We start from the raw sequence: 25,762 nt of genomic DNA, 5'->3' as shown, positions 1-25,762 counted from the left end.
GCCTTAGGTTTGGAGGGAAGTGAGTTGCCGGATTCCGGACTGCTTTATAAAGAATGGCGGCAGAATAAAGTCGCCTTAGCAATTACCATTTGGGTTTTTATATTGGGTAATCCTTTATCGATTTTAAATATGTATCTCATCTATCAAGGCTGTGTCACTGGAAAAGAAAATTGGGTCGGCCCCTGCGTATTCAGCGTTGATTATTTAAACAGCACATTTATCTCAGTATTTTGGATTTGGGGTGTGGTTTTGGCGGTCAGCCAGCTTGGGATTGAACGAAGCAAGGGCTACTTTGACTTTACATTAAGCCTTCCTTATACACGGGGGCAGATATTTCATGCGAAGTTTCTCACCGGCGGAATGGTGATTGTGATCCCGCAGCTCATAGGTTATGTTTTATCTGTTTTGCTAATTTTGTTTTTAAAGCCTGATCAGGCCGTTTATTTTCACAACTACAGCTTGGGAATGATCATTGTTAGCATGCTGGCTTATTCTTTGGTTATGGCCGGAGGAGCTTTGACAGGCAATAGTTTCGCACAGCTTCTAGTCTCATTTACCGTAGCCATTTCGCCGTTTTTACTCATCAGCCTGCCTGCGATAAACCTCGAGATCCTTTTGGGCGTGTCAATCGATTTTATCCATGGTCCAGTACCCAAATGGGTGCAGTATTTCATTCCGATAATTTATGTAGACTCGAAATGGGCTGAGAATTCACCATATTATTTAGTGATTCCGGCTATCATGACTATCATCTTCTACGTCATCGGCTATATAAGTTTTGTCAAGCTTTCTAATGAAAGAAACGGGTATTTCTTCTTATGGAAGCCGCTTGACCGTCCGGTGCAGATCATCGTAGTTATCATAGGAATCTTGGGCTTTGGCTACTTTGGATTTTCTGCAAGCGAGAGCTTTGCCGGCTATCTCCTTGGCATGGCTGCAGGTGCCTTGATTGGTTTCTTCATTAGTTATTTTGCGATTTATAAAAAAATAAAACAGTTGTAAGGGAGAGAGAACATATGATATATGTTCAGCATATTGACCATTCTTTCAAGATCGGGAAAAAGGGCCGTGAGAATGAAGTTCCAGTATTGAAGGATGTTTCATTACGTGTGGCGAAAGGGGAAATCGCCTGTATTGTCGGACGAAGCGGATCAGGTAAATCAACGCTTTTGAATTTAATATCAGGCTACATATCGCCGACAAAAGGGCGGATTGTCATTAATGGCACTGATGTTACGGGGTTTAATGAAAAGGAATGGGCGCAGTTTCGCCTTGACCATTTCGGCTTTATTTTCCAAAGCTTTCAGCTCATCCCGGGGTTAACGACGTATGAGAATGTTGAAATGCCGCTGGCGTTAAAAGGGATCAAACCGTCCGAGCGAAAGCAAAAGGTGCAGGATATGCTGAAACGCGTCGGTCTGGAAAATCACGCCGCTCATTATCCGAATGAACTGTCAGGCGGCCAGCAGCAGCGTGTCAGTATTGCCCGGGCCTTGATTTTAAATCCTTCGATTATCTTAGCGGATGAGCCGACGGGAAGCCTTGATTCAGAAACGGAACATGAAGTGCTGGAATTGATCCAGCAGCTGAATCGCGAGCGTGGCATTACATTTGTGATCATTACTCACGATGATGAAGTCGCTTCTATCGGGCATTCAAAATTTCAGCTTCATGATGGTGTGCTAAAAGGGGGAATTACCGTTGAGGTTTAAGGATCAGGTCCATTTTATCAGAAGAAATATGAAGAAAAACAGGCTTCGCGTCTTTATGACGATTCTGGCGACAACAATGGCGTGTGCGTTTTTGGTCGTGCTGTCATCGGTTGGATTTGGGATTCAAAAGACGATTACAGATATGACAATGAGCCAGCAGATTGTAACAAAAGTCAGTGTAATGGGCAAGGAAGGGGACAAGCCGATTAAAAAAGCTGATTTAGAGAAGTATGATCACGTAAGGTCAGTTGTAGAAAGAACGCAAGTATATGAACCAAACAAAGCTACGTTAGGCAATCGAACAAATGAAAGCTCTAATCTCATTTTTACCAATATGAATGATGAATTAAAGGCCAATATGGAATTGGAAAAGGGTAGAGTCGCAAAGTCGGAAAATGAAATCGTAGTAGGATACGACTTCGCAAAGAGATTATTGACGAAAAAAGAATCGGAAGAATATAACAAAAAAATCGAAGAAGCAAAAGGAAATCCAGAAGATATAAAAGAACCAAAGGGCTATACGAAAGATATTCTGAACAAAACAATTGAACTAAGTGTATCGAAGACAGATCCTAAAACAGGGGATGTTACAAAAACAAAAACATATGACTTTAAAATTGTCGGTATTACAAAAAAACCATCTCAAGATTGGATGGAGGACTCGAACATCTTCATCAGTGATCAATTCAAAAAAGACTTTTCGGAATTTTTGGACTTCGAAGGCGGGAATGTTGAAACAAACATTGGCGTATTTGCTGATAAATTTGAGAATGTGGAACAGCTGACAAATGATCTAACAGATGACGGTTACTATGTCACTTCAGTGACTACCGAGCTTGAGGGAGCTAACACCTTCTTCATGGTCTTCAAAATCGGACTGATCTTCGTCGGATGTATCGCGGTTATCATCTCAGCGATCGGCATTTTTAACACAATGACGATGGCGGTTACAGAAAGAACGCAAGAGATCGGCATCATGAAAGCGATTGGGGCGAGTCCGTCTATCATTCGCCGAATGTTCTTAATGGAGAGCGCGTATATCGGGATTTTAGGCTGTGTGATTGGGATTATCATTTCTTACGGCGTAAGCTACCTTGTTAACCTGGCTGTTCCGATGATTCTTGCGGCGACAAGCGGGGGCGATGCGGGCGATTTGAATTACACTTTCTCCTACATCCCGGTCAGCCTTGTCAGCATAGCCGTTGTGATTTGCGGAGGGGTTGCGGTCATTTCCGGCATGAACCCGGCTAGAAAAGCAACCAAAACCAACGTGCTGACAGCGTTGAGAAGAGAATTATAATGTGTACGAGCCGGCTGAGACAGCCGGCTTTCTCTATAGCGCATAATGGCGTTTTGCTATACACTTGATAAAAAAGGAAAAAGTGCGGTGAGTCGATTGTTTAAACTTTTGCTGATTGAAGATGATGAATCGCTGTTTCATGAAATGAAGGATCGTTTAACGGGATGGTCCTATGATGTATATGGCATTCAGGATTTCAGTCAAGTGCTACAGGAATTTGCGGCGGTTAAGCCTGATTGTGTCATTATCGATGTACAGCTGCCTAAATTTGACGGCTTTCATTGGTGCCGGCTGATCCGCTCCCGGTCAAATGTTCCGATTCTCTTTTTATCCTCCCGTGATCATCCTGCGGATATGGTGATGTCTATGCAGCTCGGAGCAGATGACTTTATTCAAAAGCCATTTCACTTTGATGTGCTGATTGCGAAAATCCAAGCGATTTTCCGGCGTGTGCATCATTATAATACGGAGCCGAGCACGATCAAAACATGGTGCGGGGCTGCCATAGACGCAGAGCAGAACCTCGTCAGCAATGACAAGGGCTCTGTTGAACTGACGAAAAATGAAATGTTCATTTTAAAACAATTGATAGAACATAAAAACAAGATTGTCAGCCGGGAAGAGCTGATTAGAAGCTTGTGGAATGATGAGCGTTTTGTGAGTGATAATACGTTGACTGTCAATGTCAATCGCCTGCGAAAAAAACTGGATGACCTGCAGCTTGGCGCATATATCGAGACAAAGGTCGGCCAAGGCTACATGGCGAAGGAAAAGGACCATTTCTATGATTAAAGCATTCCTTACCGAAAGGCGTAGCTGGATTGCCGCATTTTTGTTTCAGCAGGTTTTGATGTTGTTCATTGCTTTTGTTGATCCATCCATTTCATTTGAAAATGTTCTCTATATGGTATATTTGTGTGTTTTATTTTTTGCGATATTCCTTTGGCTTCGTTATCGGAAAGAAACGGCGTTTTATAAAAGCCTGAAAACATGGGAAAACAATCTTGATGTGACAGCGATAAATGAACCGGAAACGCCGTTTGAATCAATGGTTGAACGCAGCATTACCGGGCAAACGGAACACTTGAAGCAAACCGCAGCCCGGCATCGCTTGGCATTAGAAAATGAAAAAGATGAGCTGCTGGCATGGATTCATGAGGTCAAAACCCCATTAACAGCAATGCATTTACTCATCGACAGAATGGAAGATCAAGCGTTAAAATCCCAGCTGTCATATGAATGGCTTCGTATTCACCTGCTTCTTGATCAGCAGCTTCATCAAAAACGCATGTCATTTATTGGAAATGATCTGTCTGTAGAATGTATCAAGCTACGGACTTTGATTTTCAAGGAGATTAAAGACTTACAATCGTGGTGTATTCAAAAAGGGATCGGCTTTGATATTCAGCTGGAGGCTGAGGAAGTGCTGAGCGATGCAAAATGGCTGGCGTTTATCATCAGGCAGCTGCTGACAAACGCAGTGAAATACAGTGAAGCTTCTGAAATTGAAATCAAAAGCTTTCAAAAAGGAGAGCGGACGCACCTCGAAGTGAGAGACTTCGGCAGGGGCATTGCGCCAAAAGATATGCCGCGTATTTTTGATAAAGGATTTACATCCACAACGAACCACCATGATCAAGCGTCCACTGGCATGGGGCTGTACCTCGCGAAAAAAGCAGCGAAGCCGTTATTGATCCATATTGATGTGCAATCGGAGTTCGGTGCGGGGACAGTTTTTACTTTAACCTTCCCAAAGCGGAATCAATTCGAACGTGTCATAAGCGTGTGACGAAAATGTCACATGCTTTTCTTTTTTGTTCGCCTAATCGAAGGAAAAGCCCGGCAATCCTTTTTATAATAACATTATCCAATACAAAGGAGACTGCGGAAATGATAATTTTAGAAGCGAATAAAATTCGAAAAAGCTATGGTAACAAGCTGAATAAACAAGAAGTGCTGAAGGGCATCGATATACACATTGAAAAGGGTGAATTCGTCAGTATTATGGGTGCCTCCGGTTCTGGCAAAACCACCTTGCTTAACGTACTGTCTTCGATTGATCAGGTCAGTCACGGAACAATCAACATTAACGGAAACGAAATGACTTCTATGAAGGAAAAGCAGCTCGCTGAATTTAGAAAACAGCATTTAGGCTTTATCTTTCAAGACTACAATTTGTTAGACACATTGACCGTGAAAGAGAATATTCTTCTGCCTTTATCGATCACGAAACTATCAAAAAAAGAAGCCAATCGCAAGTTTGAGGAAGTTGCAAAGGAACTGGGAATTTATGAATTGCGGGATAAGTATCCGAATGAAATTTCCGGCGGCCAGAAGCAGAGAACATCGGCCGGGAGAGCGTTTATTCATGACCCGAGCATTATCTTCGCTGATGAACCGACCGGCGCGCTTGATTCAAAATCGGCCTCCGATCTATTAAACAAGCTGAGCCAACTCAATCAAAAACGCAACGCCACGATTATTATGGTCACCCATGATCCTGTCGCGGCCAGCTACTGCGGCAGAGTCATTTTTATTAAGGATGGGCTCATGTATACGCAGCTGAATAAAGGGGGGCAAGACAGGCAGACGTTTTTCCAGGATATCATGAAAACGCAAGGCGTGTTAGGCGGGGTGCAGCATGAACATTAATCAGCTCATCCTGCGAAATCTGAAAAAAAATCTTCGGAATTACTATCTGTATGTGTTTGCGCTCATCTTTAGCGTGGCGCTTTATTTCGCTTTTGTCACACTGCAATATGACCCTGCGATTAACGAAGTGAAGGCTTCAATCAAGGGAGCCGCGGCCATTAAAACCGCCTCGATTTTGCTTGTCGCTGTAGTGGCGATCTTCATTTTATATGCCAATACCATTTTTATTAAGAGACGGAGTAAAGAAATCGGATTGTTTCAATTAATCGGAATGACGAAGCATAAAATCTTTCGCATCTTAAGTGCAGAAAATATCATGCTGTATTTCGGTTCTTTAGCGATCGGGGTAGTAGCTGGGTTTTCGATATCGAAGCTTGTCCTGATGATTCTGTTCAAAATTGTGGATGTCGAAGCTGATGCGAAACTGCATTTTTCCGGGCAAGCCTTGATCCAAACGATCATTGTGTTCTGCGGCATTTATCTTTTGATTATGATCATGAATTATACGTTTATCAAAAACCAGAGTATTTTATCTTTGTTTAAAGTGGCGTCTTCTACTGAAGATAAAGTGAAGAGAATATCATTTTTTCAGATGCTGGTCGGCGCTTTAGGCATTGTGCTGATTTTGACAGGATACTATGTGTCTTCTGAGCTGTTCGGCGGAAAATTTAAGACCATTAATGAACTGTTTGCTGCGATGAGCTTCATCCTGGGCACCGTAATAATCGGGACGTTTCTCTTTTATAGAGGATCGGTTACGTTTATCTCGAACATCATTCGAAAAAGCAAGGGCGGCTATTTAAATATTTCCGAGGTCCTGTCACTGTCATCAATCATGTTCAGAATGAAATCGAACGCGTTGCTGCTGACGATTATTACAACCGTTTCAGCACTCGCTATCGGGCTGTTATCGCTCGCTTATATTTCGTATTACTCGGCAGAAAAAACGGCTGAACAAAATGTAGCGGCTGATTTTTCATTCATGAATGAGAATGATGCCAAACGATTTGAGAGCAGTTTGATTGATCGTAACATCCCATTTGTAAAAAAAGTGACCCCTGTCCTGCAAGCAAATGTTGACATTGCAAATATCATGGATGGAACTCCGAAAGAGATGCAGGGGGATCCTAGCAACATGCAGCTTGCTGTTGTCAGCGACAAAGAAGTAAAAGGAGTCGATGTGGAGGCTGGAGATGCCGTTTTCTCAGGATACACCGACTTGCTGCAAAAAATAATGGTTTTTAAAGACTCGGGTGTGATCAAAGTCAAAAGCAAGCATGAGACGCAACCATTACACTATAAAGGATTAAGAGAAGAGTTTCTTGTATCCTACACGTTTACAAGCGGGGGCATGCCCGCTGTCATTGTGGATGACAGCTTGTTTAAGCGGCTGAACCAAGATAAAGACCCCCGCATTCAGCTCGCGCAATCTGAATTTATTGGCATCAATGTGAAGCATGAAGACCAGCTTGAAAAAGCAAATGAGCTTTTTCAACAGGTGAACAAGAAAAACGAGCATTTATCAAGAATGGATACAAGCATTGCGCAAAAATCTCTGTTTGGTCTCGTGATGTTTATCGTCGGCTTCTTAGGACTAACGTTCTTGATTACATCAGGATGTATCCTTTATTTTAAACAAATGGGTGAAAGTGAAGATGAGAAACCGAATTATACGATTTTGAGAAAACTTGGTTTTACGCAGGGGGACCTGATAAAGGGGATACGCATCAAACAAATGTACAACTTTGGCATTCCGCTGGTTGTCGGCCTTTTCCACAGCTACTTCGCCGTCCAATCCGGCTGGTTCTTATTCGGATCAGAGGTGTGGACGCCGATGATCGTGGTGATGGTGTTATATACTGCGCTCTATTCGATTTTTGGTTTTCTGTCAGTTGTTTATTATAAGAAGGTTATTAAATCATCGTTGTAAAGTAATTATGATAAAAAACACTAGAATTTTTGTAATTTCTAGTGTTTTTTAAAAATAAATACCTTGTATTATAGAGTAATGTGAATTATAGTTGGGAAGGAGGCGTAAATTTTGGAAATTAATAAAGAGGTGCTAAAAGGCCATATTGATTTAATCATTCTATCCCTTTTGCACAGCAGGGATATGTATGGGTATGAATTAGCTAAATTAGTTCGCGACAAAAGCAATAATCAATTTGAATTAAAAGAAGGAACTCTATATTTATCATTAAAACGGCTAGAAAAAAATAAATGGATTGAATCATATTGGGGGGATGAACAGGGGCCGGGGGGCAGAAGAAAGTACTATAAACTTACTGCATTAGGATTAGTGGGATATGAAGACAAGCGGCTGGAATGGGAGTTTGTAAAAAAAATGATTGATACCTTTTTAGAAGGAGGGATAGATGAATGAGACAAATCGATATGTTTGTAGATTCAGTTTATTCAAAAACTGTCGGAAGCCGTAAAGAAATAAATGAACTGAAAGCGGAAATGAAAAGTCATCTGCTGGAAGCTGTCTATGAATTGATGGCGGAGGGGAAGTCAGAGAAAGAAGCGATTGCCACCGCAATTGATCGTTTCGGAGGAACAAATGAAATGAAATCAGTTGTCTCTGGATTATTTCAAGTGAAAAATATATTCGCCAAAAAGCTACTTTATGCAGCTTTTGCATTTCTTGTCGTCAGTATGACACTCTTTGGGCTCATATACGTGAATGAAGTCAAAAAGGACAGAATGCGAGAAGATTACATAATGTCTATTATTCTCAATCATTTAGGAAGGCAAGAAGAAATTACCACCGATAATGAGAACTATATGAAAGACTTGGTTGAAAACAACCCAAGTGTTTATGAAATTTTTCTAATGGATCATCAAAAAATAAAATCCGTGACTTCCAATGAAGAATTCCAAAATCTAAAACCGGATTTCCATGTCAGTAAAAATATTTGGACAACGAGTTCATCAGTTGTTAGTTTTGTAGGATATAGCCAAGGAAATGAAAATTGGGATTTGAATTTAACCCGTATAAGTTATAGACCGCTTGCCGATACCATCTTACATATTGGCGTACTTATATATTGGATTTTATTTTTCGTGTGGGCAATGCTTAATGCTCACCATCAGAGAAGGTTGAATGCAGGGTGGATTATCATGGTTGCCTTATTTAATGTTGTTGGTTATTTGTTATTTCATGTCTTAGGTAAAAAGAGAAAGCTTATTATAAATTAATGATTGTTTAGGAGGGGATGGGTAATAATCTCCTTCTCTACAGATGTTAGATTTTTTCACGCTCATCAGTTGAAAAATGTGAACTAGACAGATAGAATGAATGTGCTATGATAACTGGATTTGTACGGAGCCGTTTTAGGTTTCGTTTTTTTCATGAGCTTTTTTAGGGAAGAAAGGGGGATGAGTATGCCGCGTGCTCTTAAAATTTTAATTATTGGAATGTTTATTAATGTGACGGGTGCTTCTTTTTTATGGCCGCTGAATACGATTTATATCCACAATCATTTAGGAAAGTCATTAACCGTAGCGGGGCTTGTCCTCATGCTGAATTCAGGTGCCAGTGTGGCTGGAAACTTATGCGGCGGTTTTTTGTTTGATAAAATCGGCGGCTTTAAATCGATTATGCTTGGGATTGCGATTACGTTGGCAAGCTTGATGGGCCTTGTCTTTTTTCATGATTGGCCGGCCTATATTATACTGCTGACGATTGTGGGCTTTGGTTCTGGTGTTGTTTTTCCGGCCAGCTACGCAATGGCGGGATCGGTATGGCCTGAAGGCGGAAGGAAGGCATTTAATGCGATTTATGTCGCGCAAAATGCGGGTGTGGCGGTCGGTTCAGCGCTTGGCGGTGTCGTGGCGTCATTCTCGTTTTCATATGTATTTTTGGCGAATGCTGCTTTGTATCTGGTCTTTTTCTTTATCGTATATTTCGGATTTCGAAATATTCAGACGAAAGATGCGTCTCAAACGTCTGTGCTTGATTATGATGCTGTAAACAGCAAAGCAAAATTTGCTGCACTCATTATATTAAGCAGCGGCTATGTGCTTGGATGGCTGGCCTATTCTCAGTGGTCTACCACGATTGCTTCGTACACACAAAGCATTGGAATCTCTCTTTCCTTATACAGTGTGCTGTGGACGGTTAACGGAATTTTAATTGTGCTTGGCCAGCCGCTTGTCAGCTTTGTGGTGAAAAAATGGGCGGAGTCCCTGAAAGCGCAAATGGTCATCGGTTTTATCATTTTTATTGTGTCTTACTGCATGCTGCTGACGGCAAAGCAATTTCCCATGTTTCTGGCTGCGATGGTGATTCTGACCATCGGGGAAATGCTTGTTTGGCCTGCGGTGCCGACGATTGCCAACCAGCTTGCCCCCAAAGGGAAAGAAGGATTTTATCAAGGCTTTGTCAACAGCGCGGCGACAGGCGGCAGAATGATTGGTCCGCTGTTCGGAGGGGTGCTTGTCGACCATTACGGCATCCGTGCACTTGTTTTATCTCTTTTGGTTTTGCTGATGATCAGTATTGCCACAACGCTTTTCTATGACAAACGGATAAAAGCGGCTAAAGAAACAAATAAGCAGGCATCAATGTCTTCATAATAAAAGATCCCGCCGGATGAGCGGGATCTTTTTACATTATCGGGAGCACGTTAACGGCATCCTTTACATTTGAATATGTTTTCAGCGATGAAAAATTGGCATCCAGTTTATTCATTTTCATGGCTAATTCAGGCTTAATGCCGGTAATGATTAGTTCAGTTCCGGTCAATTTCAGCAAATGGCTCAGCTTGAAAATCTGGTCGGCGGTTTGTTCATTTACTTGTGCCAATCCTGATAAATCAATGATTAAATAATCGTCCTTGGATGTTGATAAGATATTCGTCAATGTGCAGACGATGGAATTAAATCGTTCCTCTGTCAGGTTGCCGATCAGCGGAAGAGCCGAAATGCCGTTGCGAATCGGGACAATCGGCGTTGAAAGTGCAGTTATTTCAGTGAGGGAATCCTCTAGAAGCTTTTCATACTCTTTTTGCTGGGTGATGTCTTTTTGAATTCCAACAAAATAGGTCTTGCCTTCGATCTCGAGCGGATCAATATTTAATTCATTCCAGAACATTGTTCCGTCTTTTTTGTAGTTTTGGATCTGTGCAGTAACCGGCTCTTTATTTTGCAGTGCGGTTCTGATGTTGGATACTTCAGCGGGGTCTGTGTGTTTCCCCTGTAAGAAGCGGCAGTTCTTTCCTAAAATCTCCTCAGCTTCAAAGCCGGTCATTTGAACAAAGCCTTGATTGACGTAGACAATAGGGTTGTCCTCAAGTGCGGGATCCGTAATCACCACACCGACCCGCGCGTGATCAAGCGCTTTTTTGATGACTTCCATCTGTCCTTGTACTCCAAATGATTGAAAACTAGCCATATAAATCCCCCTTAGGCTGTCTGCTAACTGCGCGAAAGCCTGGTATTCCCCTTTTTTTAATGAATTCTACAGTAACCGTAGCACAACACATGTTCTGATTCAAGCAAGCGCAGTTTGTTGTTTGTCATTCGGGCTTGTCCTCGTATACACTAAAAATAAGAACAGAGATTGAACATATGAACGGAAGAATATTGTATAAGCTTAATAAGTGACTAGGTCAATGTCACTGGGTGAAAAATGAATCTAATGCATCAAGCTTACCGATCATGTGTTCACATATAATGGAAGAAACAAGCTTTTTCAGATTTGCCAGTATGTAGATATCGAAAATCATCGGAATCGTTTAAGGGGGCTGGATGGCCTGAAGTCGCTTTACGAAATAAGGGCTTTAGGAAGGTGATGATGAAGATGCTGCATCAGGTACTCATTGCTTGTGTAATTGGAGGAATCATGGGGATTCTCGGTCATGTGAAAAAGAGAGGCAGGCTGGAGAAGCCCAGAATGACGAAGCGGTTTATCTACCTTGGATTTTTGGAAGATTGGTTTATCGGCATGACGGCTTCCATTTTACTTGTATTATCCGCTGACCCCGATTCAGGAATTCAACTTGTCATCTTATCCATTATCTCAGGCTACGGCGGTGAAGCTGTTCTCAGAAGTTTTGACTTTGTAAGAGAACTGAACAGCGGCGGCGAACCGGCCGAGTCCAAACGTCAAACCAAAACTCCACCCGAATAATTGTCCTCAATCTCCGCCCGTTCAGGGTACATTCCCATTGTATACAAACCTGCTTGCACTTATGAACAGAATTCTATAAAATACAGTTAAGATTACGGTTGCGATAAGAACAATGAAGAGGAGCAGTAAGAAGCAGATATTGTTGCAGAGAGTTGACGGCTGGTGAAAGTCAATCAAGTTTGTTTCTGAACTCACCTCAGAGTTGCAGCGGTGAAAAGCCGCTGACGCATAACTGCGTTAAAAGTATCAAGTGAGTGCGGCGAATGCCGCGCTAACGAGGGTGGTACCGCGGGAAAACGAAAGTCTCTCGTCCCTTTTTGGGATGAGGGAGTTTTTTTTAGTTTGGGAATATTCTGAATATAATTCTCTCCTTCCCGTCAATACTTGAACCATACACGCCGTATTCAATCAGAAGGAGGTTTTTACTTTGAGTTTTCAGCACAAAGAGATAGAAAAGAAATGGCAAACATATTGGCTTGAAAACAAAACATTTGCCACTCTTGATCATAATGAAAAACAAAAATTTTACGCGCTGGACATGTTCCCTTATCCGTCTGGAGCGGGATTGCATGTCGGCCATCCTGAAGGATACACAGCCACGGATATCCTATCCCGCATGAAGCGCATGCAGGGCTATGATGTTCTTCATCCAATGGGCTGGGACGCATTTGGCCTGCCGGCAGAACAATACGCGCTTGATACAGGGAATGACCCTGCTGTGTTTACGAAGCAGAATATCGATAATTTCCGCCGCCAAATTCAGTCGCTTGGCTTCTCATATGACTGGGATCGTGAAATCAATACGACTGATCCTGAATACTATAAATGGACGCAATGGATTTTCTTAAAGCTGTACGAAAAAGGCCTTGCTTACGTTGACGAAGTGCCTGTAAACTGGTGCCCTGCACTTGGAACGGTTCTTGCCAACGAAGAAGTCATTGACGGCAAGAGCGAACGCGGCGGCCATCCGGTTGAAAGACGCCCAATGAAGCAGTGGATGCTGAAAATTACAGCATATGCGGACAGGCTTCTTGAAGACTTGGAAGAGCTTGACTGGCCGGAAAGCATTAAAGATATGCAGCGCAACTGGATCGGCCGTTCAGAAGGCGCCCACGTTCATTTTGCTATAGATGGACATGATGAATCCTTTACAGTGTTTACGACAAGACCAGATACGCTGTTTGGCGCTACATACACTGTACTTGCCCCAGAGCATGCATTGGTGGAAAAGATCACAACAGCAGAGCAGAAAGAAGCTGTTGAAGCATATATTAAAGAAATTCAATCTAAGAGTGATCTTGAGCGTACGGATCTTGCGAAAACGAAGACAGGCGTTTTTACCGGAGCTTATGCGATCAATCCTGTAAACGGAGAAAAATTGCCGATCTGGATTGCGGATTATGTTCTTGCTTCATACGGAACAGGTGCTGTCATGGCTGTTCCTGGTCACGATGAGCGTGATTTTGAATTCGCTAAAACATTCGGCCTTCCGGTGAAGGAAGTCGTGAAAGGCGGAAACGTTGAGGAAGCAGCGTACACTGGCGATGGCGAGCATGTGAACTCTAATTTCCTGAACGGCCTTAACAAGCAGGAAGCGATTGAGAAAGTGATCGCTTGGCTGGAAGAAACGAAAAACGGTGAGAAGAAAGTGACGTACCGTCTGCGCGACTGGCTCTTCAGCCGCCAGCGTTATTGGGGTGAGCCGATTCCGGTCATTCATTGGGAAGACGGAACATCCACGGCTGTGCCGGAAGAGGAGCTGCCGCTGATTTTACCGAAAACGGATGAAATCAAACCGAGCGGAACAGGCGAATCACCGCTTGCGAACATTAAAGAGTGGGTGGAAGTCACAGACCCTGAAACAGGGAAAAAAGGAAGAAGAGAAACGAACACAATGCCGCAATGGGCGGGAAGCTGCTGGTATTTCTTGCGCTATATTGATCCGCGCAATCCGGATCAGCTGGCATCACCAGAGAAATTGGAAAAATGGCTTCCGGTTGATATGTATATCGGCGGTGCAGAACATGCCGTGCTTCATCTTCTGTATGCCCGCTTCTGGCATAAGTTCCTTTATGATATCGGTGTAGTGCCGACGAAAGAACCGTTCCAAAAGCTGTACAATCAAGGAATGATTCTCGGCGAAAACAACGAAAAAATGAGTAAATCTAAAGGGAATGTTGTCAACCCTGACGAAATTGTTGCTTCTCACGGCGCTGATACACTGAGATTGTACGAAATGTTCATGGGACCGCTTGATGCTTCAATTGCCTGGTCTGAATCAGGCTTAGACGGCGCGCGCCGCTTCCTAGATCGCGTATGGCGCCTGTTTGTTGAAGACAATGGTGAGCTAAATGGCAAAATCGTTGAAGGCGCCGGTGAAACTTTAGAGCGTGTGTATCATGAAACAGTCATGAAAGTGACAGACCATTATGAAGGCCTTCGTTTCAACACGGGTATTTCCCAGCTGATGGTCTTTATTAATGAAGCGTATAAAGCAGCAGAGCTGCCGAAAGAATATATGGAAGGTTTTGTGAAGCTTCTTTCTCCTGTCGCGCCTCACTTAGCGGAGGAGCTTTGGGAGAAGCTTGGCCATTCCGGCACGATTGCATACGAAGCTTGGCCTGTATATGACGAAACGAAACTTGTGGATGATGAAGTTGAAATCGTTGTTCAGCTGAACGGAAAAGTAAAAGCGAAATTACAGGTTCCTGCCGATGCGACGAAAGAACAGCTGGAACAGCTTGCTCAAGCAGATGAAAAGGTCAAAGAGCAGCTTGAAGGCAAAACGATTCGAAAAATCATCGCGGTGCCTGGTAAGCTCGTCAATATTGTGGCAAACTAAGCCTAGAAAAAATCCCCTTTGCCAAAAGGGGATTTTTTTCATCAGTCTCTGAATAGCAATCGTCAGGCTGACTTTGATATACTGAACATGATTATTGTGAATGGGAGTGTTTTCTTTGGAAATAAAAGAAATCAGCACAGCCGCTTTGAAAGAAAAAATTGAGGCGGACGAAGAATTATATTTAATTGATGTAAGAGAAGATGAAGAAGTTGCGGAAGGCATGATCCCGCAAGCTGTTCATATTCGCATGGGAGATATTCCTGAAAAAATGGATACCCTTGATAAAGACAAAGAGTACGTGTTTATCTGCCGCTCAGGAATGCGCAGCATGAATGTCTGCAGGTATTTGGATGAGCAAGGCTTTAAAACAGTCAATGTTGAAGGCGGCATGATGGCCTGGGAAGGCGAAACAAAACCAAAAAACTAGGGGAAGCGGTCCCTAGTTTTTTTATTTGTATTCCGGCAGCCAATCACCGTGGGCTTCAAATAAGTCGTCACACATGGAGATGATGTCATTCAAGGAAAGCTCCGCGCTTGTATGCGGATCAAGCATTGCAGCTTGATAGACCGCTTCTTTTTTCTGTGTAACAGCGGCTTCAATTGTCATCAGCTGTGTATTAATATTGGTCCGGTTTAAGGCTGCAAGCTGCTCAGGCAGTTCGCCGGCGAAGCACGGCGTAATTTTTTTTCTGTCAGCGACACATGTCACTTCTACAACCGCTTTTGAAGGCAGATTGGTAATCAGTCCTGTATTCAAGACGTTTCCCCCGAAGGTGAACGGCTCGTTTGTTTCCATTGCTTCTATAATTCTCGAACCGTATTCCTTTGAACGTTCATGCGTAAGGTTTTTATTGTTGACGATATCATCCCGCATTTTCTCCCAATTTTGAATCTGTTTCACGCATCTTCTCGGATATTCGTCAAGCGGGATTTGCAGCTCGCTGATCAGCTCGGGATAATTCCGTTTAATAAAGTAAGGGTGGTATTCTGCGTTGTGTTCGGAGGATTCCGTCACATAATAGCCGAACTTATCCATCAATTCAAACCGCACCATATCATGATGCTTTGTTTTTTGTTTTTCTTTTGCTCTTCTTTTAATTTCCGGATAGAGATCTGCACCATCTTTTTTGACTTCCAAAAGCCAGGCCATATGATTGATTCCTGCGATGCGTTCCTCGATTCCATCATGCTCCATTCCGAGAGATTTGAATAAATCCTTCGTGCACACTTGAACACTGTGGCAAAGCCCGATTGTTTTGATATTCGTATAGCGGAGCATGGCGCCTGTAAGAGTGGCCATTGGATTTGTATAATTTAAAAACCACGCATCCGGGCACATTTCCTCCATATCTTTTGCGATATCAAATAAGACCGGGATTGTTCTGAGTGATCTAAAGATCCCGCCGATTCCGACTGTGTCGGCAATCGTCTGACGCAGCCCGTACCGTTTGGGAATCTCGAAATCGATGACTGTGCTTGGTTTATATCCGCCAACCTGGATCGCATTGATGACATAGCTTGCGTTCTGCAAGGCTAGTTTTCTGTCATCGTAGCTGTTGATGGCAACGCTCGGATTATAGCGGTCTCTCAGATTTTCAAGCATGAGCTGGGATTCCCGCAGGCGTTTTGGATCAATGTCATATAGGGCGAATTCAAATCCATTCAGCGCTTCTGTTAATAAGCAGTCTCCCAAAACATTTTTCGCGAAGATGGTGCTTCCTGCACCGATAAATGTGATTTTTTTCATAATGCTTCCTCCTTAATGTTATCCCTTTACCGCTCCGGATGACAGGCCGGCAATAAAGTATTTTTGCAGCGCCAAAAACAGAATAACCATCGGCAGCATCGCCATGAGCGCGGCTGCGGCAACTAAATGCAGGTTGTTGGCGTTTTCTCCGAAAAAACCTGCCATGGCAACTGTTAATGTCTGTACCTTTTGATCTTGTAAAAAGAAAATGGCGAATTGATAGTCGTTCCATATGAAGACACAGGAAATAATACAGATTGTCGCAGTGATCGGCTTCAGCAGAGGAAACACGATCGTAAAAAAGATTTTCAGCATGCCTGCGCCGTCAATTCTTGCGGCTTCCTCAAGCTCTTTTGGAATGGTCGAACGGATAAAGCCTGAATACAAGAATACGGTTAACGGCATATAAGCGGCTGTATTGATCAAAATGGCGATAGCGTGTGTATTGACCATTCCGGCGTCCACGACCATCCGGTACAAAGGCACCATGGACGTTAATGGAGGGATGATCATAATGGAAATCAACAGGGCAAAAACGGCTTTATTCAGCTTCGTTTCCCGCCGGGCAAGAGGGTAGGCGGCAAGTGAGCCGAATACGATCAATAACAAGGCAGAAAAAACAGTGATGATGATGGTGTTCATAAAAGAGTTTCCGAGCGAAGCGCGCTCCCATGCGTCTGAAAAATTGTGAAAGGAGATGTCGGCTGGAAACAGCCATTTCGAACTGTAGTCCCCTTTTGCTTTTAATGAAGTGGTCAGCAGGATGTAAAAAGGAATGAAATGCGCACAGGCGACAATGGCGGCAAGAATCGTAATGATCCGCATGTTTTTTGAACGGGCGGTTTTCATGACATTTCCGTCTCCTTTCTTTTAAAGTACGCTAGCGCACAAAAGCTGATGATCAAAATGACAAATGCCATAAATATGCCTTGGGTTGCGGCATAACCGGCATCCTGCCGTTTGAAGTACAAATCATACATAAATGTGGACATGGACTGCGACGCATTTCCGGGCCCCCCTGCGGTGAGCGCGATAATGACGTCAAACAGCTTTAAGCCTCCGATAATGTTGATCACCATATTAATCGTGATTGAGGGCATTAACAGCGGCAGCGTGATCGTGAAAAACTGCTGCCCTTGTTTCGCTCCATCCATTTGCGCCGCTTCATAGTAGTCTTTTGGAATGCTTTGCAGGCCTGCTAAGTAGACAACCATAGCAATCCCGACATATTGATAGGTGTTAATCATGACAATGATCCATGGATTGAGTGATGGACTGGCGAGCGCATTGATCGGGCTGATGCCGAATACACCCAGTAAATCGTTGAGCGCGCCTCCGTCGTAGGAGAAGAAAAAGTACCAAATGTAGCCCATAATGAGCGGGCTGATCATGACCGGCAAATACACAATTGTTCTAGTTATCGCTTTCATTTTGATGCTTTGATTCAATAGCAGGGCGTACAAGAGTCCAACCACATTCTGAAAAAAGGTGCTGCCGAGCCCGTAAAGCAGTGTGTTTTTTAAGATGTGCCAGGTGTCAGGATCAGAAAACAGCCTTTCATATTGCGCGAATCCCACCCATTGGTAGACTTGTGAAAAGCCGTTCCAGTTTGTAAAGGTGATCAATGCGCCTTTCACAAACGGATAAATCATAAAGACCAGTACGGAGAGCAAAGCAGGAATATACATCCACCAAAGTGAGGACTGCTTTTTTGGCTTAACCTGTTTCACATGAACGTCCCTTGCGATCTCACTCATTGTTCTTCAGCTCCCTGTGTTTCCGATTGCTCCCGAAGTCGTTTGTATTCTCTGCCCAGCTTTTTCGAAATCTCTTGAGGCGTCAAAATGTCAGCCGCAAGCTCCTGCCCGACCGTGCCAAGGACATCCCACATTCCGTTTGGCAGGTATAACCGATCGAAGTAAGGCTCGACTTTGACATCTTGATAATACTCATAATCGTTTGCGTAAAAAATATCAGCTTTTACATGAGTCAGACCCGAAGGAAGCGACGTGGCCTCAGCCATTTGTTTGGCATTTGCGGGACGGGCCATAAATGCGATAAATTCTTTTGCCTCTTTTAAGTGAGGCGAATCTTTCCATGCTGCAAGCGTATAGCGTTCCCCGCCGATCCATATTGGGTCATCATCGGCATGTATGGCAGGTGTCGGGATAATGCCGACCTTGACGTTCGGATTGATCTGGGCAACGTCTTGGCCGAGTGTGCCGCCTTGCATCGTAAAGGCGATTTTGTTTTGGGCCATTAATTCAATGAGCTGTGATTTTTTTGCAGTTACAGCGTCAATATTGATTAGTTTTTCTTTCTGCATTTGTTTAAGGATCTCTGATAAATAAGTGAATTTGCTCCATTGAAAAGTACCGTTGATGAGCTGTTTTGTTTCATTATGGGCAGGATCTGTGATGAGAAGAGGTGTAGCGAATTGGTCGTAATATTGGGCGAATGAGCTTTTGTCATATCCAGCAAACCAGAAGGGCACAATCTTTCCCTTACTCTTTTCTTTAATCGTTCTCAGCGCTTTCATAAAGTCATCCATGGTTTCCGGCGGATCAATGCCGTAACGGTTTAAAATATTACGGTTATACGCCAAACCGTCTTTTGCCTGATTGATCGGATAGCCATACACCTTTCCATTCTTATTTTTGAGGATGCTGTTTAAATTTGGGTCAAGGTTTTGAGTCCATTCCATCTCACGGAGATCGGCGGTATATTCTCCGTACCTGATTTTTCCCCAGCCATGTGTATCGAAAAGATCGGGCAAGTCATTGGCAGCCATTCTCACACGCATCATATTTTCATAGTCATTGCCTGGGAAATGAAGGCTGACACGAATGTCACTGTGTTCCTTTTCAAACGCTGCCGCCAATTTTCTGAACGTATCTCTTTCAGTGTCGGTTGACATTGTAGAATAAATGGTTAACGTCTGTTTTGCGGTATCTGCTGAGCTTTTCTCTGCTGAGCAGCCGGGCAGCATAAGCAGAATAAGAGAGAGAAATAAAACAAATATGTGTTTCATCTTTTCCTCCTTATCATCGTGATGAATCTTTTCTTATGTCACCCCCTTAGCCGTACATCCGCAGCTTTGTCTCACGATTAATGTTGTGGGCAGTGTGACGCGGTGGGGAAGCGTTCGGCCATTGAGGCGGTCGAGCAGCAGTTTTACGCCTGTACGGCCCATTTCCTCTGTGTATACCTTCACCGTCGTTAAAGGCGTGCTGGCAAACTCAGCTTCTTCAATGCCGTTAAAGCTGACGATCGCTGTATCGCGAGGCACTTGCAATCCGGCTTCCTGGAGTGCTTTTAATGCGCCAATCGCCATGGAATCGCTGGCGATAAAGAATGCTTCCGGCAGATTGCCTTGAGCGATTGCTTTCTTCATCAGGCGATAGCCCTCACGCATGCTGTATTCTCCGACCAGCACATGCTCAGGCTGGGGGGCGGCAAACTCCAAAAAGGCGGTGAGGCGCTTGTCTTCAATGGTTCTGCGAATGCTTTGTCCGTCCTTCAGCGTATGCTCTTTTTCCTGTCCGCCAATGTAGCCTAACCGTTTGTAGCCTAGATCGAAAAGGTATTCGATTGCCTGTCGTGAAGCGGATTCAAAATCAATGCCAATCGAATCGTATGCTTGCGGATCTGGAGAATGATTAATAAATACGGCATGCTCCAGCCTTCCGCTGATGTGCTTAACCGCTTCATCATGAACACGGCCGATGACAATAACACCATCCAGTTCCCGAAAGATATGCTCCTGAAAGGAACCGAGATGAATCGAATTCGTAATGAAAATTTCCTGTTCAAAGCATTCTTTTTCAATGCCTTTGCGAATTGAAGAAAAATAAGGATCCTGCCGCTCCTGATCGGGGGACAGGCAGCTCAGCACGCCGATCAGCGGCTGGGCCCGCTGTTTTTGCCCGCGGGCTTTCCGGCGTTTGGCAACCGTTTGATAGCCAAGCTCTTCGGCAATATTGATGACTCTTTGTCTCGTTTCACCTGCAACTGTCAGCGACTCATCTTCATTTAAAATTCTGGATACAGTTGCACTGGAAACATTAGCTTTTAAGGCGATATCTTTAATCCGAACCATGGGTATCCCTCTCATCTTTTTAGTAAAATGTTAACTTATCTGTTTTTGATAAATTGATACTATCATATGGAAGTAAGCGGTTACAATAACTATTTTCGGAATATTTCGTTATATTTACTAAATATTTAGTAAATGATCTGATGTGGTTTAGAAAAATAAAGGGGAAACCCAATCTGTCTCGTAAATGTGAAGTAAGCGAATAAGGAGGGGGATGGAATGAAAAACGAAAAAAGAAAGCAGCTGTTTCGGCTGCTTGGAGATTTGCCAGATCAGAGGCCAATCAGTGCAGAGGCATTGTGTATAGAAAAAAGAGAAGGACATATCATTGAAACGCTCCTGCTTGATTTAAACGGATATGAAAAGGTGCCTGCTTATTTTGTAAAGCCGGAGTCAGCAGAAGGACCTTGTCCAGCCGTGTTGTTCCAGCATTCCCATGGCGGCCGGTATGACAGGGGGAAAAATGAACTGATTGAAGGAGCAGATTATTTAAAAGCGCCTTCTTATGCTCATGAGCTGACGTCTCTCGGGTATAGCATTCTTTCAATTGATCATTGGGGATTTGGAGATCGGCGAGGAAAAGCGGAAAGCGAGATTTTCAAAGAAATGTTGCTGACCGGCAGAGTGATGTGGGGCATGATGATTTATGACAGTTTAAGAGCATTAGATTATTTGCAGTCTCGTCCTGATGTCCTGTCTGACAGAATCGGAACCATCGGCATGTCTATGGGAGGGTTGATGGCATGGTGGACAGCGGCGCTTGATGACCGGATTAAGGTGTGCGTGGACTTGTGCAGCCAAGTAGATCATCACGTACTGATCAAAACACAGAATCTAGACCGGCATGGCTTTTATTACTATGTCCCGTCGCTTGCAAAGCATTTTTCCGCATCGGAGATCCAAAGCCTGATCACGCCGCGCCCGCACCTAAGCCTTGTTGGTGAACACGACCGGTTAACGCCGGCTGAGGGTGTGGGCAAAATCGAAAAAGAATTGACAGCTGTCTATGCTGGACAGGGAGCTTCTGAGTGCTATCAGGTGGTCCGTTCTGCTTCGGGGCATTTCGAAACGGCAGTCATGAGACATGCAGCTGTCCAATTTTTGCAAAAGTGGCTATAAGAAATCAAAGCTGGACCGTTTTACGTTAAAACGGTCTTTTTGTTTCTTTTTCACCATCTGCTAAATGCTTTCTCCTATTGACAGAATCGTTCGTGAATAATAATATTCTAATTGTTAACCTAAATTTATATTTAGTTAACATTTAGGGCGGAAGCGATCGCTTTCTTCAGTTATCAGTGAAAGGGCGAGAAGGGATGCAAGATGAAACATTTTATAGTGTCAGAATGAGGGCCTCTATGAATGGATCTCATGAAGACGGCGGAAAGCATATTTCCGGAGGAGAACGGCTGATTCCTTTCCGTGAGATGAAGCGTACAGTCAATGCCTTATTAGAAAAAGGATTATCCCATTCAAGAGGAAAACCTGATTTTATGCAAATTCAATTTGAAGAAGTTCATGAACCGATAAAAACCATTCAGCCATTGGCAGTGCATACAAATGAAGTAAGCTCCCCGGAAGAGGGGCAAAAGCTTGCCCGCTTGTTATTGGAAAGAGAGGGCGTTCCGCGAGAAGTGATTGAAAAAGCCTATGACCAAATCCCTGAATGGTCGGGTGTCAGGGGAGCGGTGGTGTTTGATATTCACTCGGGCAAGCGGATTGACCAAACAAAAGGAAAAGGGGTGCGGGTATCCAGAATGGATTGGCAGGACGCCAATTTTGAAAAATGGGCGCTCCACTGTCACGTAGCGGCACATCCAAGAATAAAAGAAGCCCTCGCACTCGCTTCAAAGGTCAGCCAGCACCCGGCCGCCGTTGCAGAATTGTGCTGGTCGGATGACCCTGATTACATAACAGGCTACGTTGCGGGTAAAAAAATGGGCTATCAGCGTATTACAGCAATGAAAGAATACGGGACAGAAGAGGGCTGCCGCATCTTTTTTATTGATGGCTCCAACGATGTAAACACGTACATACATGTTCTGAAGAAGCAGCCTATTTTAATAGAGTGGGAGGAAGATCATGACTCATGATTTGATAGAAAAAAGTAAAAAGCACCTCTGGCTGCCGTTTACCCAAATGAAAGATTATGATGAAAACCCCTTAATCATCGAAAGCGGTGCTGGGATCAAAGTCAAAGACATAAACGGCAAGGAATACTATGACGGGTTTTCTTCTGTTTGGCTTAATGTCCACGGACACCGCAAAAAGGAATTAGATGACGCGATTAAAAAGCAGCTTGGAAAAATCGCGCACTCTACGTTATTGGGCATGACCAACGTTCCTGCAACGCAGCTTGCCGAAAGATTAATTGATATCAGTCCAACAAAGCTCACGCGCGTCTTTTATTCAGACAGCGGCGCAGAAGCGATGGAAATCGCCCTAAAAATGGCGTTTCAATATTGGAAGAACATCGGAAAGCCCAAGAAACAAACATTCATCGCAATGAAAAATGGCTATCACGGTGATACGATTGGCGCCGTCAGTGTCGGTTCAATTGAACTGTTCCACCGCGTATACGGGCCGTTAATGTTCGATAGTTACAAGGCTCCGATTCCTTATGTATATCGCTCTGAAAGCGGTGATCCGGATGAATGCCGTGACGAGTGCCTGCGAGAGCTTGAACAGCTGCTCGAGGAACATCATGAGGAAATTGCCGCGCTTTCCATTGAATCAATGGTTCAAGGAGCGTCCGGTATGATCGTGATGCCGGAGGGATATTTGGCGGGCGTCCGCGAGCTATGTACAACATACGATGTCTTAATGATTGTTGACGAAGTGGCCACCGGATTTGGCCGTACCGGAAAAATGTTTGCGTGTGAGCACGAGAATGTCCAGCCCGATCTGATGGCTGCCGGCAAAGGCATTACAGGAGGCTACTTGCCAATTGCCGTTACGTTTGCCGCTGAAGACATCTATAAGGCATTCTATGATGATTATCAAAACCAAAAAACCTTTTTCCATGGTCATTCCTACACAGGAAATCAGCTCGGCTGTGCGGTTGCACTTGAAAATCTGGCATTGTTTGAATCTGAAAACATTGTGGAACAAGTAGCGCAAAAAAGTGAAAAACTCCATTTCCTTCTGCAAGATCTGTACACGCTTCCTCACGTGGGAGATATTCGCCAGCTCGGCTTTATGTGCGGCGCAGAGCTCGTTCAGTCAAAGGAAACCAAAAAGGCTTACCCTGCTGATCGGCGGGTTGGATACAAAGTTTCCTTAAAGATGCGAGAGCTTGGCATGCTGACAAGGCCGCTTGGGGACGTGATTGCATTTCTGCCTCCTCTCGCCAGCACAACCGAAGAGCTCGAGGAAATGGTTGCCATCATGAAACAAGCGATCCATGAGGTTACCAGCCTTGAAGATTGACGCCTGGTTAAACGAGCGGTTAGACAGAGTGAAGGAAGCCGGCATATACCGCAAGCTTCAGCCAATGAATGGGGCTCCCATTCCAGAGAGGAAAATGAATGGCACAAATCAAACAGTCTGGTCTTCAAACAATTATTTAGGACTCGCAAGCCATAGCCGCTTGATCTCTGCAGCCCAAGAAGCACTGCAGCAATTTGGGGTGGGAAGCAGCGGCTCGCGTTTAACGACAGGCAATTCCATTTGGCATGAAAAGCTTGAAAAAAAGATTGCCGGCTTTAAACGGACGGAAGCAGCTTTACTGTTTTCGAGCGGTTACTTGGCCAATGTCGGTGTCCTTTCATCATTGCCGGATAAGGAAGATGTCATTTTAAGTGATCAATTCAATCATGCGAGTATTATTGACGGGTGCCGCCTGTCTAAGGCAGATACAGTTGTTTATCGGCATATTGATATGGATGATCTTGAAAACAAGCTGAACGAAACATGGCGTTATCAGCGCCGTTTTATCGTAACAGACGGCGTATTCAGCATGGATGGCACGATTGCCCCTCTCGATCAGCTCATCTCACTTGCCAAACGATATCATGCTTTCGTAATCGTTGATGATGCCCACGCCACAGGTGTTTTGGGTGAATCAGGAAGAGGTACGAGTGAATACTTTGGCGTTTGTCCTGACATTGTGGTTGGCACCTTAAGCAAAGCTGTTGGCACGGAAGGAGGTTATGCTGCCGGTTCGGCGATTTTTATCGACTTTTTGCTGAACCATGCCAGAACATTTATCTTTCAAACTGCTATTCCGCCAGCCATATGTGCGGCGGCTTATGAGGCTTTCAACATCATTGAAGCCAGCGGGGAGAAACGGCAGCTTTTGTTTTCTTATATCGAGACGATCAGAACCAGTTTGAAGAACATGGGCTACCTGGTAAAGGGAGACCGTACGCCGATTATCCCCGTGGTCATCGGCGATACCCGTAAAACGGTCACATTTGCTGAAAAGCTTCAGGAAAAAGGGATTTATGCCCCTGCCATACGGCCGCCGACCGTACCGCCAGGTGAAAGCAGGATTCGGTTAACCATCACTGCTGACCACAGGGCGAGTGATATCGATTATTTGCTGACATCATTTCATTCAATCGGAAAGGAGCTGCACATCATTTGAGGGGTTTTTTTGTAACAGGAACAGATACAGAAGTGGGGAAAACAGTTATATCCAGCGGTCTTGCCGCTTTATTGAGAGCACATAACAGAGATGTCGGGGTGTTTAAACCTTTTTTAAGCGGTATATCTCGTCATCATCCAAAGAGCGACACTAGTCTCCTGAAAGACACATCACAAACGAGTCTATCTCATGAAGATATTACGCCTTTTGCCTTCAAAGCGCCGCTTGCGCCGTATGTCGCGGGGAAGCTGGAGGGAAAGGCTGTCAGCATGGAAGAGGTCTTGAACCATTGGGAGCAAATAAGAGAAAAACATGAATGCTTTATCGTAGAAGGTGCGGGCGGTATATCTGTACCATTGGGAGAGGATTATTTGGTCAGTCATGTCATAAAAGCATTGCAGCTGCCCATGATCATTGTGGCTCGTCCTCATCTTGGAACCATTAATCATACTTTTTTAACTGTTCAATATGCAAAAAGCATGGGTCTTCCAATCGCCGGCATTGTCATCAATGGAATCAGTGATTCTCCTGATGATGACGAAAAAACCAATCCTGAGATAATTGAGCGATTATGCGATGTGCCGATTTTAGGGGTTACGCCTAAGCTTGCCAACGTGACGAAAGAAACGGTTCTGCATATGGCAAAAGACCATATCAACCTATCATTACTGATGAATCAAGTGGGGGTATGA

General features: G+C 44.0%; 24 protein-coding genes and 1 other annotated feature. Of the genes, 18 read left to right on the top strand and 6 right to left on the bottom strand.

What is annotated here, in order from left to right; genetic code table 11:
* The first annotated feature begins 24 nt into the window (after nt 1–24).
* From ytrD to MOB98_RS01940, 10 genes are all read left to right on the top strand, one after another.
* Nucleotides 25–1,002: an ABC transporter permease YtrD gene (gene ytrD, locus MOB98_RS01985; protein WP_268359921.1), complete on the top strand. Its 978-nt coding sequence runs from the start codon at nt 25–27 to the stop codon at nt 1,000–1,002.
* 14 nt (nt 1,003–1,016) lie between these two features.
* Nucleotides 1,017–1,712: an ABC transporter ATP-binding protein YtrE gene (ytrE, locus tag MOB98_RS01980; protein ID WP_268359923.1), complete on the top strand. Its 696-nt coding sequence runs from the start codon at nt 1,017–1,019 to the stop codon at nt 1,710–1,712.
* A complete protein-coding gene (gene ytrF, locus MOB98_RS01975) occupies nt 1,702–3,012 on the top strand; it encodes an ABC transporter permease YtrF (RefSeq protein WP_268359925.1) in 1,311 nt (436 codons plus the stop codon). Before ytrE ends, ytrF begins: the two co-directional genes overlap by 11 nt.
* A gap of 96 nt (nt 3,013–3,108) precedes the next feature.
* Complete coding sequence (gene bceR, locus MOB98_RS01970) at nt 3,109–3,804, top strand: two-component response regulator BceR (protein ID WP_268359926.1); 696 nt, start codon at nt 3,109–3,111, stop codon at nt 3,802–3,804.
* The gene (locus tag MOB98_RS01965; protein ID WP_268367252.1) at nt 3,797–4,801 is read left to right on the top strand and encodes a HAMP domain-containing histidine kinase; all 1,005 of its coding nucleotides are present in this window, start codon (nt 3,797–3,799) and stop codon (nt 4,799–4,801) included. Before bceR ends, MOB98_RS01965 begins: the two co-directional genes overlap by 8 nt.
* Before the next feature lie 101 nt (nt 4,802–4,902).
* Nucleotides 4,903–5,664 carry a bacitracin ABC transporter ATP-binding protein BceA gene (bceA, locus tag MOB98_RS01960; RefSeq protein WP_268359522.1) on the top strand — a complete coding sequence of 254 codons (762 nt, stop codon included), beginning with the start codon at nt 4,903–4,905 and terminating at the stop codon, nt 5,662–5,664.
* Nucleotides 5,654–7,594, top strand: a complete 1,941-nt coding sequence (locus MOB98_RS01955; RefSeq protein WP_268359519.1) for an ABC transporter permease — start codon at nt 5,654–5,656, stop codon at nt 7,592–7,594. The genes bceA and MOB98_RS01955 overlap by 11 nt, the downstream gene beginning before the upstream one ends.
* A gap of 111 nt (nt 7,595–7,705) precedes the next feature.
* Complete coding sequence (locus MOB98_RS01950) at nt 7,706–8,047, top strand: PadR family transcriptional regulator (RefSeq protein ID WP_268359517.1); 342 nt, start codon at nt 7,706–7,708, stop codon at nt 8,045–8,047.
* A complete protein-coding gene (locus MOB98_RS01945; protein ID WP_268367253.1) occupies nt 8,044–8,865 on the top strand; it encodes a permease prefix domain 1-containing protein in 822 nt (273 codons plus the stop codon). Before MOB98_RS01950 ends, MOB98_RS01945 begins: the two co-directional genes overlap by 4 nt.
* Nucleotides 8,866–9,051: 186 nt before the next feature.
* Nucleotides 9,052–10,245: an MDR family MFS transporter gene (locus tag MOB98_RS01940; protein WP_268359507.1), complete on the top strand. Its 1,194-nt coding sequence runs from the start codon at nt 9,052–9,054 to the stop codon at nt 10,243–10,245.
* Nucleotides 10,246–10,276: 31 nt separating this feature from the next.
* Here the strand turns inward: MOB98_RS01940 and MOB98_RS01935 are convergent, their stop codons facing one another.
* Entirely contained in the window at nt 10,277–11,062 is a 786-nt protein-coding gene (locus MOB98_RS01935) for a blue-light photoreceptor (RefSeq protein ID WP_268359505.1), read from the bottom strand.
* 402 nt (nt 11,063–11,464) lie between these two features.
* On the opposite strand from MOB98_RS01935, the gene MOB98_RS01930 reads away from it, so the two are divergent.
* From MOB98_RS01930 to MOB98_RS01920, 3 genes are all read left to right on the top strand, one after another.
* Nucleotides 11,465–11,800, top strand: a complete 336-nt coding sequence (locus MOB98_RS01930) for a DUF4257 domain-containing protein (RefSeq protein ID WP_003246114.1) — start codon at nt 11,465–11,467, stop codon at nt 11,798–11,800.
* A 103-nt stretch (nt 11,801–11,903) separates the two neighbouring features.
* Nucleotides 11,904–12,118: a binding site (T-box leader), on the top strand.
* Nucleotides 12,119–12,227: 109 nt separating this feature from the next.
* Nucleotides 12,228–14,642 carry a leucine--tRNA ligase gene (gene leuS / locus MOB98_RS01925; protein WP_268359502.1) on the top strand — a complete coding sequence of 805 codons (2,415 nt, stop codon included), beginning with the start codon at nt 12,228–12,230 and terminating at the stop codon, nt 14,640–14,642.
* Nucleotides 14,643–14,757: 115 nt separating this feature from the next.
* On the top strand, nt 14,758–15,069 hold the full coding sequence (locus MOB98_RS01920) for a rhodanese-like domain-containing protein (protein WP_003237998.1): 312 nt from the start codon (nt 14,758–14,760) through the stop codon (nt 15,067–15,069).
* A gap of 21 nt (nt 15,070–15,090) precedes the next feature.
* On the opposite strand, the gene melA is transcribed toward MOB98_RS01920, so the two are convergent.
* The 5 genes from melA to MOB98_RS01895 are packed head-to-tail and all read right to left on the bottom strand — an operon-like array spanning nt 15,091 to nt 20,488.
* A complete protein-coding gene (gene melA / locus MOB98_RS01915) occupies nt 15,091–16,389 on the bottom strand; it encodes an alpha-galactosidase MelA (protein ID WP_268359499.1) in 1,299 nt (432 codons plus the stop codon).
* A gap of 18 nt (nt 16,390–16,407) precedes the next feature.
* Nucleotides 16,408–17,238, bottom strand: a complete 831-nt coding sequence (locus MOB98_RS01910) for a carbohydrate ABC transporter permease (protein WP_268359497.1) — start codon at nt 17,236–17,238, stop codon at nt 16,408–16,410.
* Nucleotides 17,235–18,146, bottom strand: coding sequence for a carbohydrate ABC transporter permease (locus tag MOB98_RS01905; protein ID WP_268359495.1), 912 nt, complete (start codon nt 18,144–18,146; stop codon nt 17,235–17,237). The genes MOB98_RS01910 and MOB98_RS01905 overlap by 4 nt, the downstream gene beginning before the upstream one ends.
* Nucleotides 18,143–19,420 carry an extracellular solute-binding protein gene (locus MOB98_RS01900; RefSeq protein ID WP_268359493.1) on the bottom strand — a complete coding sequence of 426 codons (1,278 nt, stop codon included), beginning with the start codon at nt 19,418–19,420 and terminating at the stop codon, nt 18,143–18,145. The genes MOB98_RS01905 and MOB98_RS01900 overlap by 4 nt, the downstream gene beginning before the upstream one ends.
* Nucleotides 19,421–19,453: 33 nt before the next feature.
* Nucleotides 19,454–20,488 (bottom strand): LacI family DNA-binding transcriptional regulator, encoded by a 1,035-nt coding sequence (locus tag MOB98_RS01895; protein WP_268359491.1) that lies wholly within the window; start codon nt 20,486–20,488, stop codon nt 19,454–19,456.
* Between the two features lie 216 nt (nt 20,489–20,704).
* Here MOB98_RS01895 and MOB98_RS01890 point away from each other — a divergent pair, with 216 nt between their 5' ends.
* The 5 genes from MOB98_RS01890 to bioD all read left to right on the top strand — a co-directional run bounded on the left by MOB98_RS01890 (nt 20,705) and on the right by bioD (nt 25,762).
* Nucleotides 20,705–21,604, top strand: coding sequence for a dienelactone hydrolase family protein (locus MOB98_RS01890; protein WP_268359489.1), 900 nt, complete (start codon nt 20,705–20,707; stop codon nt 21,602–21,604).
* Between the two features lie 194 nt (nt 21,605–21,798).
* Nucleotides 21,799–22,575, top strand: a complete 777-nt coding sequence (bioW, locus tag MOB98_RS01885; RefSeq protein WP_268359486.1) for a 6-carboxyhexanoate--CoA ligase — start codon at nt 21,799–21,801, stop codon at nt 22,573–22,575.
* Nucleotides 22,565–23,911, top strand: a complete 1,347-nt coding sequence (gene bioA, locus MOB98_RS01880) for an adenosylmethionine--8-amino-7-oxononanoate transaminase (protein ID WP_268359484.1) — start codon at nt 22,565–22,567, stop codon at nt 23,909–23,911. The genes bioW and bioA overlap by 11 nt, the downstream gene beginning before the upstream one ends.
* Nucleotides 23,901–25,070, top strand: a complete 1,170-nt coding sequence (gene bioF / locus MOB98_RS01875; RefSeq protein WP_268359482.1) for an 8-amino-7-oxononanoate synthase — start codon at nt 23,901–23,903, stop codon at nt 25,068–25,070. Before bioA ends, bioF begins: the two co-directional genes overlap by 11 nt.
* Nucleotides 25,067–25,762 carry a dethiobiotin synthase gene (bioD, locus tag MOB98_RS01870; protein WP_268359479.1) on the top strand — a complete coding sequence of 232 codons (696 nt, stop codon included), beginning with the start codon at nt 25,067–25,069 and terminating at the stop codon, nt 25,760–25,762. Before bioF ends, bioD begins: the two co-directional genes overlap by 4 nt.

This window comes from Bacillus sp. N13C7, from assembly GCF_026790065.1.
In the GTDB taxonomy this organism is placed as follows: domain Bacteria; phylum Bacillota; class Bacilli; order Bacillales; family Bacillaceae; genus Bacillus.
Note: the sequence above shows the minus strand (reverse complement) of the source record. Positions and strands in the feature narration are given on the sequence as shown.